Origin of the sequence: Marinomonas gallaica (assembly GCF_001639745.1) — a bacterium.
Taxonomy (GTDB): Bacteria; Pseudomonadota; Gammaproteobacteria; order Pseudomonadales; family Marinomonadaceae; genus Marinomonas; species Marinomonas gallaica.
In genome coordinates this window covers 253,722-266,883 of sequence record NZ_LTAX01000001.1, presented here as the reverse complement: position 1 = coordinate 266,883, position 13,162 = coordinate 253,722, and the positions used below count along the sequence as shown (strand labels likewise).

Sequence of the window (13,162 nt, the reverse complement as noted above, 5' to 3'; positions counted from 1 at the left end):
ATTACCTAACGGAATTGACCATCTGCTGCGTAATCGTCAGCATTTTTTGACTTAATAACAGACCTGCAAATTCACTTTGCCCCTCGTAACGTACTTCTAAGGTTCCTGGCTCAAGCTTAAAGTCTTGCCACGGGAATTGAGTCGTCGCATTTTTGGTTTCTGGATAAAAGTTGTATCCATTTAATAGGCCCACCTGTCTGGTTTGCCCATTTTTAGGGGTCCAAAAAGCAATGAGTCGCCCATGAGTACTGAATAAATCATCATGGAAAAGATCCACTTTGATATTGGTGGTGCCGGTTTGTTTTTTATGGACAAGAGAAATATCAGTGATTTGTGGGTTCACGAAAACGGAGCCAACACGGTAAATGACGGGCATGGAGTAGCTCATCAGCAGCTGCAATTTAAGTGATGTTTCACTTTGGTTGTTTTCTTGAGCTGAATTAAGTGGAAGTGCAACAAAACTTAGGTGCGAGCGATATTCACCTTCAGCCAAACTTTCTGGCTTTCTAAGTAGGACTTTCACAGACTGTCGTTGTCCCGGTTGTAAACTTACTTGCTTCGGGGTCACGCGAACTATTTTCTCAAGCCCTGCAATACGCTTTTTTTCCTCCTCAGTGTATTCCCGATAGCCACCTTCTGGGACAGCTATCAATTGTCGCCATTCAACTCGGTAGCTTCGTGTTTCATTTCCAGTGTTAATTAAAGTAATTACTTGAGTGCGATCTCGTTCACTTAATACACTTCGAACAGGTGATATGAGTAAACTGGCATAGGTTTGAGTGGCAACGATTAGTCCTATAGTGACTAAAAGTGCTGACTTAATTAAAACTTTCGGTCTGATATATATCATTTTTAATAGTTCACTGAAATTTGATAGGAGATGGTGTAGCGAGTATTTGTATAGTTATTCGTCCCATCAGCAGAAGTTTCTAATACCCCACCGACATAAAGAGTGGCGTTTCCGCTACTGTCTGTTGTAATGACAGAGGGTGCATTGATGCTGTCAAGTGTGAACTGATCCTGTGAAGTGCTATCGCTATTGGTGGTCGCCTGTATACTGGAACTTGTGATAAACAGGGACTGATTGGGTGGGAAGTTGTTTAGAAAAAACTCCCCTCTACTGGGAGGTGTAATCCCATAAATACCACCAGTATAATTCACAAGTCCAGTAAAGCTCACATCAACCTGACCCGGGGTTGAGTTTTGAGAAACTGCAACGGTGCCAAAGTCGAGGGACGATACTTCAATAATATCGCCCCACGCCATGTCCATAAACAAGATTGCAACAAAAGCAAAACTAGCTTTGTCGATGCGCATGTTTGATTGATTAGTAGTCAACAGACACTTGGTATGTGCCAGTATACGTACCATTTAGGTAGTCTGCAGAAGGTGTTCCATCGTCAGTAACTAAGTCAGCACCTACACTGAAAGTTACAGCTCCAGCCGTGTCGGTTATGAGATTTGACGCAGCATAGGTTGAACCATTGCTAGGGCCGCTCGTTACTTCAGCAATAAAATTATTAACGGTAAATGATGCTGTGCCGCCGCCAGTTGTCAAGGTAGTCGAGGTCGGTAGTGTTAGAGTAAGAGCGGTCGAAGGGGCTGCACCACTGATTGAGAAAGTTGCTGCAGCGCCAGGGGTGATCTCTTGGATGGTAGCGTTTGTTCCTTGTACCACAGAAGAAGCCGACCCGTCAGCTGGAAGCGTTAAGGTCGCAACAGTTGTACCAGTTGTGTCAGCTGAAGCTCGCACTGTACCAAAGTCAAGGCCGCTGTCTTCTTGTAGGGTAAAGGAGTTTTGTACAATAACGGTTGCTGACCCATTCACCTGCTCAAGGGCAAAGGCCGATGACATGCCAATGGCAGGTAAAGCAACTATAGGTAGATATTTGAAAATCTTTTTCATGGTGTATTACCTTTATAGATTAGACCATTTCTGTTTTTCGTCATGAATATTCAAAACTTTAGTTAATTTAAGTAATACAATGCAAATTAATTTTTGTTTCATAAGGTTATCTTCATAAATAATGGCTGATATAAAAGTAATTCTATTTGACCTTGGCAATGTGTTGGTCGATTTAGGCACACAGGAGGATTTTGCTAAAGTTTTCCAAGTGGAAGCGGGCAGTGAGTCAGAGCTTTGGGGTATGTGGCTTAAGTCGCCTTCGGTGAAAGCCTTTGATAGTGGTCAGATATCTTTGCCGGTATTTGTTGAGCGTTTGCTGAAGGAAACGCGCTCTAACATCGATCCTCATTATTTCACTGAGAGCTTTATCAATTGGCCCAAAGGGTTGTTTCAAGGGGCAGTTGAACTGGTGCGAAGTATACCGCCTCACTATCATCGTGCGGTGCTGTCCAATACCAATGATGCTCACTGGGGGCGTTTGTTGGATGAGATGGGGTTAGCAGGCTTATTCCATAGTTACTTTGCGTCCCATCAAATAGGGTTGGTGAAGCCGGATTTAAACGTATTTGATCATGTTATTAATGAGTTAGGTGTTGAACCCAAAAAGATTTTGTTTTTAGATGATAATCAAATAAATGTGGAGGCCGCTATTACAAAGGGGATTCAGGCGGAGCAGGTCAAAGGTATCGCATGTGCACAAGAAATCCTTTATACATATAGTGTGATTAAGTAGATACTGTTTCTGTATACCGATTGATTTGGAAAATTTATGCGTACGTTCGATCCCTCTTCGGCGGCTAACTACTCTCTAGTTAGACCGACTTATCCTCCAGAGTTGTATTACTGGTTAAGTCATCAAGTCAAACAAACCGAGCGTGTTTGGGATTGTGCTTGCGGTACTGGGCAGGCCTCGATTGATCTTGCTGCTTATTTTCAACACGTAGAAGCGACCGATATATCAGAAGCTCAAATTGCAAAAGCAACGCCACATCGTAAGGTCAACTATTCTGTACAACCTTCGGAAAAAACTAACTTTCCAGATCACTATTTTGATGCTGTCTGTGTGGCCCATGCTTTGCATTGGTTTGATTTGAATACGTTTTGGCAAGAAGTGAAACGCGTCCTCAAACCTGGGGGCAAGTTATTTATCTGGGGTTACAATTGGATTCAGTTTGGGGATGGTTTAGATCAAGCGATCAAAGAGCATTTACTGCCTATTTTACAGCCTTTCTGGCCTGAACAAACAGCGCTATTGCGCGGGCAGTATCTTTCGGTTGATTTTCCGTTTACACAAATCGAGTCGCCTTCATTTGACTTGGAGTGCCATTGGACCATGACGCAAGCGTTTGCCTTTATGCGGTCATGGTCTGCATCACAAATTATGGTCGAAAAACATGGAGACTTTCAAATTCAAGAAGCTGAAAAAGCGATTGAATACGTTTGGAAAGACCCGTTGGAAAAAGTACCCGCCAAGTTTCCTTTTTTTGTGTACGCGGGTTCATTCTCGGAGTAGTCGGTCAATGACTTAGACTAAAGTGGGATAGCCTGTCCGAGGCCAAGCTATATAGTAGTTTTCAGCATCCTTATTTAAAAATAACAATGGAGCGAGTCATGTCACAGTCATCTTATACGGAGCAGATGGATTACACCTACTCCAACGCAAATGTAAGCCCAGCTGAATTTGAACAGCATTACCAAGAGTCCGTTAATGACCCAGAGACATTTTGGGGCAAAGAAGGTAAGCGCCTACATTGGTCTACGCCGTATACAAAAGTTAAAAACACAAGTTTCGAGCGTGGCAACGTTAGTATCAAATGGTTTGAAGACGGTGAGCTGAACGCGGCGTACAACTGTATTGATCGCCACTTGCCAGAAAAAGCCGACAAAGTGGCTTTTTATGTTGAAGGCGACTTAGAGGGTAATGACAGCGTTGTTACTTATCAGGAGTTGTATGATGAAGTAGGGCGCCTTGCGAACCTTCTACGTAAGCAGGGGGTTCAAAAAGGAGATCGTGTTGCGATTTATATGCCGATGATTCCTCAGGCAGCCTATGCCATGCTTGCATGTGCTCGCATTGGTGCAATTCATAGTGTGATCTTTGGTGGTTTCTCTGCGTCTGCAATTGCTGATCGTCTAAACGACTGTAAAGTTAAAGTTGTTCTCACGGCGGACCAAGGTAAGCGCGCCGGTAACTTTGTACCCCTTAAAAATAACGTGGATAAAGCCTTAGACAACAACGCTTGTCCGTCTGTCGAAAACGTTATTGTCTACCGTTATACCAAAGCGGATGTAAATTGGGTTGAAGGTCGTGATTTAGATTGGGCGGAACTTACATTCCAAGAAAGCGCTGACGCGACACCAGAGGCAATGAATGCTGAAGATCCGTTATTTATTCTGTACACGTCCGGTTCTACTGGTAAACCTAAAGGTGTGGTGCACACAACAGGCGGGTATCTTGTATACGCGTCTCTTACGCACGAATTAGTGTTTGATATCAAACCTGATGATATTTATTGGTGTGCCGCCGATGTCGGCTGGATTACTGGGCACAGTTACATGGTATACGGGCCACTTGCTAATGGCGTGACCAGTGTCTTATTTGAAGGTGTGCCGACGTTTCCGGATTCTGGGAGAATTGGTCGAGTTGTCGATAAGTTCAAGGTGACACAACTCTATACGGCACCGACGGCCATTCGCGCTTTGATGGCAAAAGGTGATGAACCTATGGCGACCAGCTCCCGTGATTCTTTACGAGTATTGGGCAGTGTTGGTGAGCCAATTAATCCTGAAGCATGGGTTTGGTATCACAAAAACATCGGCAATGGTAAATGTCCGATTGTAGATACGTGGTGGCAAACCGAGACCGGTGGCCTGATGATGACGCCACGTGTGACGGAAAAGAATCCGAAACCAGGCTCTTGTACAGCGCCTTTGTATGGCGTTCAGCCTGCTTTGGTGGATGCTGAAGGTAATCTAATTACCGAAATGGGTAAAGACGTCGAAGGTGGCTTAGTCATTCTTGATTCATGGCCGGGTCAATCTCGAACGGTTTATGGCGATCATGAGCGTTTTGAACAGACTTATTTTAGTACGTTTGAAGGTAAATACTTTACCGGTGATGGCGCTCGTCGTGACGCAGACGGTGCGTATTGGATCACGGGGCGTATGGACGATGTATTAAATGTATCGGGTCACCGTCTAGGTACGGCTGAGATCGAAAGTGCTTTGGTGGCACATCCTTCTGTCGCGGAAGCGGCGGTTGTCGGTTATCCTCATGATCTAAAAGGACAAGGTATCTACGTCTACATTATCCCTAACTCGGGTATTGAGCCAGATGAAGAACTTACTAAGTCTGTGAAGATGATGGTACGCCAAGAAGTGGGTCCAATTGCTACACCTGATTTAGTCCACTGGGCCACAACCGGTTTACCGAAAACGCGTTCAGGCAAGATCATGCGGCGCATATTGCGTAAGATCGCCGCCAATGAACATGACGCATTAGGTGACACAAGTACCTTAGCGGATCCAAGTGTGGTTGATGATTTGATCGATAACAGGTTAAATAAGTAAACCATACATCTTTGTTAAGGAAACCTAGTGATTTCACTTCTTATCGCTGATGACCACCCCTTATTTCGCAGCGCCCTTACGGGCGCGCTACGCGAACAACTCGGTGAAGTAGAGATCCAAGAATCACATGACCTTGAATCCACATTAGGTAGCTTAAAAGCAAATCCTGATGTGGATTTGTTGCTTCTGGATCTCAATATGCCGGGCAGTGGTGATTTATATGGATTAATACGTATTCGTGCCGACTATCCGGATATCCCTGTGGCGGTTATATCTGGCAGTGATGAGGTTCCAGTCGTTGCGAAAGTTATTGAAGCCGGTGCGTTAGGGTATATTCCTAAGACCAGTGAGCCGAGTATTTATCTAGAAGCTATTGGCGCTATTTTAGAGGGTGACACATGGCTGCCGGCTGGTATGGCGGATAAATTAGAAAATCAACCTGCCCCAAATTTGGATATGCAGCGTCGTGTTGCTGAGCTAACGCCGCAGCAGTACAAAGTATTGTGTTACCTTCATGAGGGGCTTTTGAATAAGCAGATTGCGTACGAGCTGAATATTTCAGAAGCCACTGTAAAGGCGCATATTACGGCTATATTCCGAAAACTTAATATTAACAACCGTACTCAAGCGGTGCTAGTGGTCAGTGATTTAAACTTGCAGCTTAACTAGAGTCTTTATGTGATGACTTGCATGAAGTATGCGAGTTGCACCTCTTATCTGGAACTAAATCGATGCCACCTTCATGGAAAGGGTGGCAGCGTCCCAATCTTTTTATTCCCAACCAAGTCCCTTTTAGAATACCAAAACGTTCAATCGCCTCGATCATATACGCGGAGCAAGTAGGGTAGTAGCGGCAGTTATTACCTAACAAAGGACTGACCAAGTACTGATAGATACGGACAAATTTTATAAAGATTTTCTTCACAGGTGCCTTCTATCAAGGTAAATGTTTGGTTTTACTGTCAATTTTAGTGTTGGAAATAGCAAAAAATTGGTAAAGTTCTTGATCTTCTATATCCAATAGTTGGTATTTAAACCATGACCCAATCCGCGACACCTCTGCATGCAGACCAAATTGTAGCGTATCAAGGAGAGCCTGGCGCTTACTCGCATTTAGCTTGCAAACACTGTTTTCCTGATTGGGATATGGTTCATTGTGCCAGTTTTAGCCAAGCACTTGCGAAAGTTGAACAGGGCAATGCACATTATGCCATGATTCCGGTCGAAAACTCGACAGCTGGTCGAGTAGAGGAAATCTACCGAGAGTTGAAAGGAACACAATTGTATGTAGTGAAAGAGCACTTTGAGCCAGTGAATCACTGTTTGATCGGCACACCAGATATGATGTTAGCAGATGTCCAATTAGTTGGCAGTCACCCTCAAGCATTGGCTCAGTGTAACCACAATATAAGTCGCTTAGGGGCTCAGCAAGTAGCTATGTATGATACTGCGGGTGCTGCGAAGCATTTAGCAGAATCAAAGCAGCAAGGCTTGGCCGTGATTTCGTCGTCGTTAGCGGCGGATTTATATGGGTTGCCGATCTTACAATCACACTTTAATGATGTAGAAGGTAATACCACACGTTTTTTGGTGTTTGCGAAACAGCAAAAAACGCCAATCTATGAAGAGCAGCAGCGTTATATTACCTCGTTTTTATTTAAAGTAAGGAATATCCCTTCTGCGCTTTACAAGGCAATGGGTGGCTTCGCAACGAATGGCATTAATATGCTGAAGTTAGAAAGCTATATGCTGGATGGTCAGTTTACTGCGACCCAGTTTTATGTCGATGTAGAAGCACATTTCCAATCTCCGGCAATGCAGGCTGCATTGGAGGAGCTTCGTTTCTTTTCCGAGGAAGTACGTATATTAGGGACGTATTATGCTGACTCGTTTCGTAAGTGAGGATAATATGATCCGATACGCTACAGGCACCTTGCTGGCCACTTATGCTGGTTTGACATCAGCCGATACAATAGATAACTCATTAGCCAGTTTAGAAGGTTTATTGTTAGGGGACAATATCCCGGCAGTAGTAACCCCAGCTCGAGTTGAACAGCCACGAGTAGAGGTATCCTCTACATTATCGGTATTGTCGGGGGAGTTTATTCGCCGATCAAACGTACAATATGTGGAAGACCTATTGTTCTATGTGCCAGGGTTTTATGTAGGGCCTTACTGGAATTCCTACCGTAAAGTGGTGGCCTATCATGGTACTGAAAAAGATCGCTTTCGGCGTATCCAAGTTCTCGTCAATGGCCGTTCAGTTTATAGCTCTGCCTACGCGCGCGTAGATTGGGCTAGTTTAGCGTTGAGTATTGAAGATGTTGCGCGAGTAGAAGTAAATCGTGGGCCTAATGCATCAAGTTATGGCAGTAATTCTTTTTTAGCGGTGATCAATATCATCACGCGCAGCCCAATCGAGACACTTGGCTCTGACCTTGCGTTTGCTACAGATGATCAAGGTAATCGCCGGATGTACGCCCAGCATAGTGGCTTATCTGGAAACTGGAGTTACCGAGTATCGGCGTCCCGAGGCACAGTAGATGGATATGCGCGTAAAGGGGATGGTGATCCTAGAAATGATGGTCATGTCCAAACATCTGGCAATATGTTCTTTTTATATGAAGACAATAAACAGAAGGTCGACATCGATATCGGTGCCGCTAATTTAGCCGCAGATGTGGAGTTCTACGAAGTACCTGGTGTGAGTTATGACAATACCAGACCTGTCTTAGATCGCGATCGAGAGCACATTAAAGTCAGTTGGGAAGTCGATCAGTCTGCGCAACACACGCTCAGAGCACAGTATTATTATGACCGTTCTGAACGAATTGAAGATCATGACATTGATGTCTACGGTATGGTATTGAATCAGCTGTTTGCCCAAGATTTGCCGGCAAATGAAATTTACAAAGGGCACTTGGTTTCGGATTTAGATGAGAATCGACACGATGTTGAAGTGCAAAGTATTTGGACGCCGACCAGTGATTACCGCTTAGTTAATACCCTGTCTTATCGACAAGATCGTGTTAGTTCTAAGACGTATTTTGACGGTGATTACAAAGAGGAGCTGTTTAGGGCTTCAACTAATTTAAGTTATCGAGCCTTTGACCCGCTTATTATTAATGGTGGTGTCATGTACGAGCATAGTAAGTTGACAGGTGATTACACGTCACCTCAGCTGGGGGCTACGTATAAATTGACACAGCAGTCTTCGATTCGAGCTAATATATCACAAGCGTATCGAGTGCCAGACTTGTACGATCAAAAAGCAAAATGGTCTTATGTGTTTAATGGTATTCGTTCCATTCCTGCCTATTCAACAGGTATACCTGCTGAGAAAATCACCTCATACGAAGTTGGCTTTTATCACAATATTCCGACATTAGGATTGTCTTATGATATTTCGGCTTATCGTGAGAAATTGATGAATCTATCTGGCTCGAACAAGAAATATGAAGACGCTATTGAAGATGGCGGGCTTTTAACACCTAATGAGAGTTACGCGTTTACGATTGATGGGATAGAGGCAGAGTTGGATTGGCGTTCCGCCCAAGGAACATTGCTGCGCGCCACTATTGCTTATCAAGACACTAAAACGGATGAAGAAGATATTATTGAAACTGTTGCGCCGTTTGTTACAACACTTTTTGCGAGTATACCGGTCAGTGATAGTATTTCTATAAATTCTCGCTATATTTATGGTAAGGAAGTCGCATCATACGATCATGAATTTTTAAGTCTATGGTTAGCTTATCGTATGGTTCAAGGATCGAACACATTTACAGCTGGTTTAGGAGGAAATACTCGTTTGGATAATAATCCATATATCCGTGTTAACAATGTAACGGAAGATAAGACCAGCGTATTTATGTTCGCAAACGTATCTTTTTAAGAGCATAAATTGAAATTATGAGACGGATTTTCATAGTGTTAATTGGTTGTATGCTTCAGGTACTGGCTCATGCCAGTACCTACGTATACCATGATGGACGTGAAACCGTCTCTCGAGTGTTGTCTTTGTCTTTGAGTGCCTCAACCGATGTTGATGTTCCTGCGCTCCTCTCTCCTGATAATCAACTCGTTGATGGCGACTTAGTTATCACTGTTGGCCGAGACAGTTTTCGGCAAGTGTGCGATGTCAACCAGAGTGTCGTGCTGATTGCTCTGTTTCTCGGAGAGGAAGAATATAATCAACTAAAACAACATTGCAGTAAGCCATCTACGGCAATATTTTCCGGTGCGCCGATGTCTCTTCGTTTAGACATATTGAGTACCTTTTGGGATGATCATGCGCCGTTAGGGATTATCTATAGTGAGGGATTAAACGTATCTAACGAGACATTAGGTGTCGCAGAGGATAAGAGGTTTGAGATTATTACGAGTGCAATTCCTTTAGGCAGTCGTGAGGAAAAGCTAAAGTCATTAACCAATGTGCTTGAGCGCTCGAATTTAGTGCTGTCTCTCTATGACTCAATGTTATTTGATGCGCAGTTTTCTAAAGATGCGATTCGTTTGATTTTCCACAAGAAAAAATCGTTAGCGGCTCATTCTCTTCAGCTAGTCAGAGCAGGGGCTTTATTCTCAGTCTACAGTACCTCACAAGATAAATTGGCACTTACTAGTTCCTATATTGATGTGTTTAAGGCCAGCGCAACGTTATTGCCTTCAAGCTACCCTTCTCCTTTAAGAGTAGCGTTTAACCCATACTTGATTCGTATGTATGGGTTAGTGTTGCCGACAGATCAATTTTTGATAGATACATTTGGTGTCTGCCCAGAGTCAGGCTGTCAGGAAGCGTTTTACTAAGCTTGCAAAAACAGTCGGTTTTTCGGCATGCAGCCAATGCCCCGTTTCAGGAATCATTTTTACACTTGCGTGGGGAAAGTGCTGTAAGGTTTGTGCCTGATAAGCTGGCAAAATATACGATGAATTCTCACCTTTTATAAACAATGTTGGGGTATCAATATCATTGTTTAGTGCTGGTTTTTTAAGAATTGTTTTATAGCCTTTGTGCAATTCCTCTAAGCCCAGATTAATCGCATGTCCTTGGTCTGTTCGCTTCAGGTTTTTAAGAAGAAATTGTCTTATGCCTGCATTTGTCTCGAAAGCAGATAAAATTTTGTCTGCTTGCTTTCGGTTCTCGGGCTTCTGGTGGTTGATTTCCTGTAGGCCTTCAAAGATCTTTGTGTGACTGGGTTGATACTCCACGGGAGCAATATCGGCAACGATGAGTTTACGAACTTTTTCAGGATGATCACTGGTGAGCTGCATCGCAACTTTGCCGCCAAGTGAATGTCCTAATAAATAGATGTGATCTAGCTGTTCTTGTTCGAGCCATTCATTGATAGCATCTGCCATAGCAGGAAACGTGACAGGATCTAGCGCGGATGACTGGCCATGATTAGGTAGGTCTAAGCAATACACTGTGAAATACTCAGACCACTTTTGCGCAATAGAGTGCCAATTATCGGCGTTACCAAAAAGTCCATGTAAGACGACTAATGGTGGAAGATTTTGGCCGTATTGAATTGCGTGGATCATACATATTTTCCTGTGCTGTGACTGTGAGCGTTGCTCTATAGTAACAAACTAATTCTTTTGAGCGTACGTCTGACCTAAGGATTCAAGGTGTTCGATAAGTATTTTATTGCCGTGATTAAGTGGCCCTTAAACGCAGCCGCGAAGCCTCTGCTTGCTAAAGGCGTGACCGCAAATCAAATAACGGTAATAGGTTTTGTGGTTGGTATGTTGGGGGCAGTGGCTATTACCCAAGCACTTTATAGTGTGGCGCTCATCGCGATACTGATAAATCGTATTTTTGATGGACTAGATGGCGCGGTGGCAAGGTTGAATGGCAGTGCGTCCGATGCTGGTGGTTACTTAGATATTGTGTTGGACTTCATTTTCTATTCGGCTGTTATATTTGGCTTTGCAGTGGCGAACCCTGAACATCATGCCTTAGCGGCGGCGTTTCTGATCTTTTCGTTTATGGGAACGGGCAGTAGTTTTTTAGCCTTTTCTGTTATGGCGGCTAAAAGGGGGATTGAGCAACTAGACTATGGCAAAAAGTCACTGTACTTTTTGGGAGGTATTACAGAAGGTGCTGAAACCATAGGTTGTTTTGTCTTAATGTGCCTCTGGCCTAGCGAGTTTGCGATCATTGCTGTTGTGTTTGGCTTGTTATGCTGGGTGACCACTGGTACCCGTATTTGGGCCGCCTACCGAATGCTGAGCAAAGCCGACCTTTAGCCCAGCAAAGCGATTTCGATGTCACTTTTAACAATGGCGCAGCATGTCAGCAAATAGCCGCTGTGCACCCATGCTAAGGGTTCTACGGGATAACTGACCTTGCCCCAAAGCAGTTTGATCATGCAAGACGAGCAATACCCTTCGCGGCACTGATATTCAACGAGCACGCCTGCTCGTTCAAGTTGAGGAAGCAGAGGCTCGTCTTCAGTGACAAGAATCTGCTTTTTTCCCAGTAACACGCGATGGACTTCGGCTTCTTCTTCGTGGCCTTTATTAGAGGTCGAAGTCGTCAAAGTCGGCACCATCTAGATCGTTATCAATTTGGCCCACAAGGTAAGAACTAATTTCCGCTTCTTGTGGTGCTACTTGTACGTTGTCACTGACTAACCAAGCATTGATCCAAGGGATTGGATTATTTTTAGTGCTAAAGTATGGTTCAAGACCGACTGTTTGCATGCGTACGTTAGTAATATATTCAACATACTGGCCTAGAATTTGAGCGTTTAAGCCAATCATAGAACCATCTTTGAACAAGTATTGAGCCCATTCCTTTTCCTGCTGAGCTGCTTCAACAAAGATATCAATTACATCTTGTTTGCACTCTTGTGCAATCACAGCCATTTCAGGATCGTCGCGGCCGGACGTCATTAGGTTTAGCATGTGTTGTGTGCCATTTAGGTGCAAGGCTTCATCGCGTGCAATCAGTTTAATGATCTTTGCATTTCCTTCCATCAATGTGCGCTCGGCAAAAGCAAAGCTGCAGGCGAAACTCACGTAGAAACGGATGGCTTCTAATACGTTGACCGATGCAACAGTTAGGTACAGCGCTTTTTTGAGTGCCTTCATAGAGACTGTTATGTCACCACGTTCAGGAACGTGGTGCACACCTAGACCCATAGTATTGTATAAGCTAACAAGTTCGATTAAGTCATCGTAGTATTTAGACACACTAACAGCGCGTTTAGCGATCTCGTCATTCACGATAATATCGTCGAAGACCTTAGTTGGATCATTGACGATGTTACGAATGATGTGTGTGTAAGAGCGACTGTGAATGGTCTCAGAGAAAGACCACGTTTCAATCCAGGTTTCCAATTCAGGAAGAGAGACAATCGGTAGCAAAGCAACGTTCGGTGAGCGGCCTTGCACGCTGTCTAGTAGTGTTTGATATTTTAGGTTGCTTAAGAAAATATGCTGCTCATGTTCCTCAAGCTTCACAAAATCTTTGCGATCATTAGATAGGTCTACTTCTTCTGGGCGCCAGAAAAAAGACAACTGTTTTTCAATCAGTTTTTCAAAAATAGGGTACTTTTGCTGGTCGTAGCGCGCTACATTTACGTTTTCCCCGAAAAACATCGGTTGTTGTAAGCTGTCAAATTTCTTGCGATTGAAAGTAGAGTAACTCATTGCTGTCGGTGATCCTTAAATATGATC

The 13,162-nt window shown here is 43.8% G+C and carries 15 protein-coding genes; 8 read left to right on the top strand and 7 right to left on the bottom strand.

All coding sequences use genetic code 11. The features are described from left to right. Position 1 precedes the first annotated feature (1 nt). From AYW76_RS01255 to AYW76_RS01245, 3 genes are read right to left on the bottom strand one after another with little or no spacing between them, the layout of a single operon-like run. A complete protein-coding gene (locus AYW76_RS01255; protein WP_067214801.1) occupies positions 2–850 on the bottom strand; it encodes a fimbrial biogenesis chaperone in 849 nt (282 codons plus the stop codon). A 2-nt stretch (positions 851–852) separates the two neighbouring features. Continuing rightward, positions 853–1,338 (bottom strand): DUF4402 domain-containing protein, encoded by a 486-nt coding sequence (locus AYW76_RS01250; RefSeq protein ID WP_197467744.1) that lies wholly within the window; start codon positions 1,336–1,338, stop codon positions 853–855. Beyond that, a complete protein-coding gene (locus AYW76_RS01245) occupies positions 1,328–1,906 on the bottom strand; it encodes a DUF4402 domain-containing protein (protein WP_067214795.1) in 579 nt (192 codons plus the stop codon). The genes AYW76_RS01250 and AYW76_RS01245 overlap by 11 nt, the downstream gene beginning before the upstream one ends. A 121-nt stretch (positions 1,907–2,027) precedes the next feature. Here AYW76_RS01245 and AYW76_RS01240 point away from each other — a divergent pair, with 121 nt between their 5' ends. The 4 genes from AYW76_RS01240 (at position 2,028) to AYW76_RS01225 (ending at position 6,145) form a co-directional block, all read left to right on the top strand. Next, positions 2,028–2,639 carry an HAD family hydrolase gene (locus AYW76_RS01240; protein ID WP_067214793.1) on the top strand — a complete coding sequence of 204 codons (612 nt, stop codon included), beginning with the start codon at positions 2,028–2,030 and terminating at the stop codon, positions 2,637–2,639. Between the two features lie 36 nt (positions 2,640–2,675). Further along, positions 2,676–3,419 carry a class I SAM-dependent methyltransferase gene (locus tag AYW76_RS01235; RefSeq protein ID WP_067034416.1) on the top strand — a complete coding sequence of 248 codons (744 nt, stop codon included), beginning with the start codon at positions 2,676–2,678 and terminating at the stop codon, positions 3,417–3,419. 98 nt (positions 3,420–3,517) lie between these two features. Then, a complete protein-coding gene (gene acs / locus AYW76_RS01230; RefSeq protein WP_067214792.1) occupies positions 3,518–5,476 on the top strand; it encodes an acetate--CoA ligase in 1,959 nt (652 codons plus the stop codon). 27 nt (positions 5,477–5,503) lie between these two features. Then, a complete protein-coding gene (locus AYW76_RS01225; RefSeq protein ID WP_067214789.1) occupies positions 5,504–6,145 on the top strand; it encodes a LuxR C-terminal-related transcriptional regulator in 642 nt (213 codons plus the stop codon). On the opposite strand, the gene yidD is transcribed toward AYW76_RS01225, so the two are convergent. After that, positions 6,138–6,401 carry a membrane protein insertion efficiency factor YidD gene (gene yidD / locus AYW76_RS18890; protein ID WP_082866046.1) on the bottom strand — a complete coding sequence of 88 codons (264 nt, stop codon included), beginning with the start codon at positions 6,399–6,401 and terminating at the stop codon, positions 6,138–6,140. The two genes, AYW76_RS01225 and yidD, sit on opposite strands and share 8 nt — an antisense overlap. A 113-nt stretch (positions 6,402–6,514) precedes the next feature. Here yidD and AYW76_RS01220 point away from each other — a divergent pair, with 113 nt between their 5' ends. Genes AYW76_RS01220 through AYW76_RS01210 form a run of 3 tightly spaced genes read left to right on the top strand, consistent with a single transcriptional unit; the run spans position 6,515 to position 10,285 of the window. Then, complete coding sequence (locus tag AYW76_RS01220; protein WP_067214787.1) at positions 6,515–7,378, top strand: prephenate dehydratase; 864 nt, start codon at positions 6,515–6,517, stop codon at positions 7,376–7,378. Further along, positions 7,356–9,371 (top strand): TonB-dependent receptor plug domain-containing protein, encoded by a 2,016-nt coding sequence (locus AYW76_RS01215; protein ID WP_067214784.1) that lies wholly within the window; start codon positions 7,356–7,358, stop codon positions 9,369–9,371. The genes AYW76_RS01220 and AYW76_RS01215 overlap by 23 nt, the downstream gene beginning before the upstream one ends. Positions 9,372–9,406: 35 nt before the next feature. Continuing rightward, positions 9,407–10,285 (top strand): hypothetical protein, encoded by an 879-nt coding sequence (locus AYW76_RS01210; protein ID WP_067214782.1) that lies wholly within the window; start codon positions 9,407–9,409, stop codon positions 10,283–10,285. On the opposite strand, the gene AYW76_RS01205 is transcribed toward AYW76_RS01210, so the two are convergent. Beyond that, positions 10,259–11,020 (bottom strand): alpha/beta fold hydrolase, encoded by a 762-nt coding sequence (locus AYW76_RS01205; protein WP_067214780.1) that lies wholly within the window; start codon positions 11,018–11,020, stop codon positions 10,259–10,261. The two genes, AYW76_RS01210 and AYW76_RS01205, sit on opposite strands and share 27 nt — an antisense overlap. Before the next feature lie 87 nt (positions 11,021–11,107). Between AYW76_RS01205 and AYW76_RS01200 the strand changes: the two genes are divergently transcribed. Continuing rightward, the gene (locus AYW76_RS01200; RefSeq protein ID WP_067214777.1) at positions 11,108–11,728 is read left to right on the top strand and encodes a CDP-alcohol phosphatidyltransferase family protein; all 621 of its coding nucleotides are present in this window, start codon (positions 11,108–11,110) and stop codon (positions 11,726–11,728) included. On the opposite strand, the gene yfaE is transcribed toward AYW76_RS01200, so the two are convergent. Continuing rightward, on the bottom strand, positions 11,725–12,021 hold the full coding sequence (gene yfaE, locus AYW76_RS01195) for a class I ribonucleotide reductase maintenance protein YfaE (RefSeq protein ID WP_231872515.1): 297 nt from the start codon (positions 12,019–12,021) through the stop codon (positions 11,725–11,727). The two genes, AYW76_RS01200 and yfaE, sit on opposite strands and share 4 nt — an antisense overlap. Further along, the gene (gene nrdB, locus AYW76_RS01190) at positions 12,002–13,135 is read right to left on the bottom strand and encodes a class Ia ribonucleoside-diphosphate reductase subunit beta (protein ID WP_067034390.1); all 1,134 of its coding nucleotides are present in this window, start codon (positions 13,133–13,135) and stop codon (positions 12,002–12,004) included. The genes yfaE and nrdB overlap by 20 nt, the downstream gene beginning before the upstream one ends. Positions 13,136–13,162: the final 27 nt, after the last annotated feature.

Excerpts from the sequence above, each read along its gene's own strand:
- AYW76_RS01255 (WP_067214801.1), bottom strand. The coding sequence starts at position 850 with ATGATATATATCAGACCGAAAGTTTTAATTAAGTCAGCACTTTTAGTC.
- AYW76_RS01245 (WP_067214795.1), bottom strand. The coding sequence starts at position 1,906 with ATGAAAAAGATTTTCAAATATCTACCTATAGTTGCTTTACCTGCCATT.
- AYW76_RS01240 (WP_067214793.1), top strand. The coding sequence starts at position 2,028 with ATGGCTGATATAAAAGTAATTCTATTTGACCTTGGCAATGTGTTGGTC.
- AYW76_RS01235 (WP_067034416.1), top strand. The coding sequence starts at position 2,676 with ATGCGTACGTTCGATCCCTCTTCGGCGGCTAACTACTCTCTAGTTAGA.
- acs (WP_067214792.1), top strand. The coding sequence starts at position 3,518 with ATGTCACAGTCATCTTATACGGAGCAGATGGATTACACCTACTCCAAC.
- AYW76_RS01220 (WP_067214787.1), top strand. The coding sequence starts at position 6,515 with ATGACCCAATCCGCGACACCTCTGCATGCAGACCAAATTGTAGCGTAT.
- AYW76_RS01215 (WP_067214784.1), top strand. The coding sequence starts at position 7,356 with ATGCTGACTCGTTTCGTAAGTGAGGATAATATGATCCGATACGCTACA.
- AYW76_RS01205 (WP_067214780.1), bottom strand. The coding sequence starts at position 11,020 with ATGATCCACGCAATTCAATACGGCCAAAATCTTCCACCATTAGTCGTC.
- nrdB (WP_067034390.1), bottom strand. The coding sequence starts at position 13,135 with ATGAGTTACTCTACTTTCAATCGCAAGAAATTTGACAGCTTACAACAA.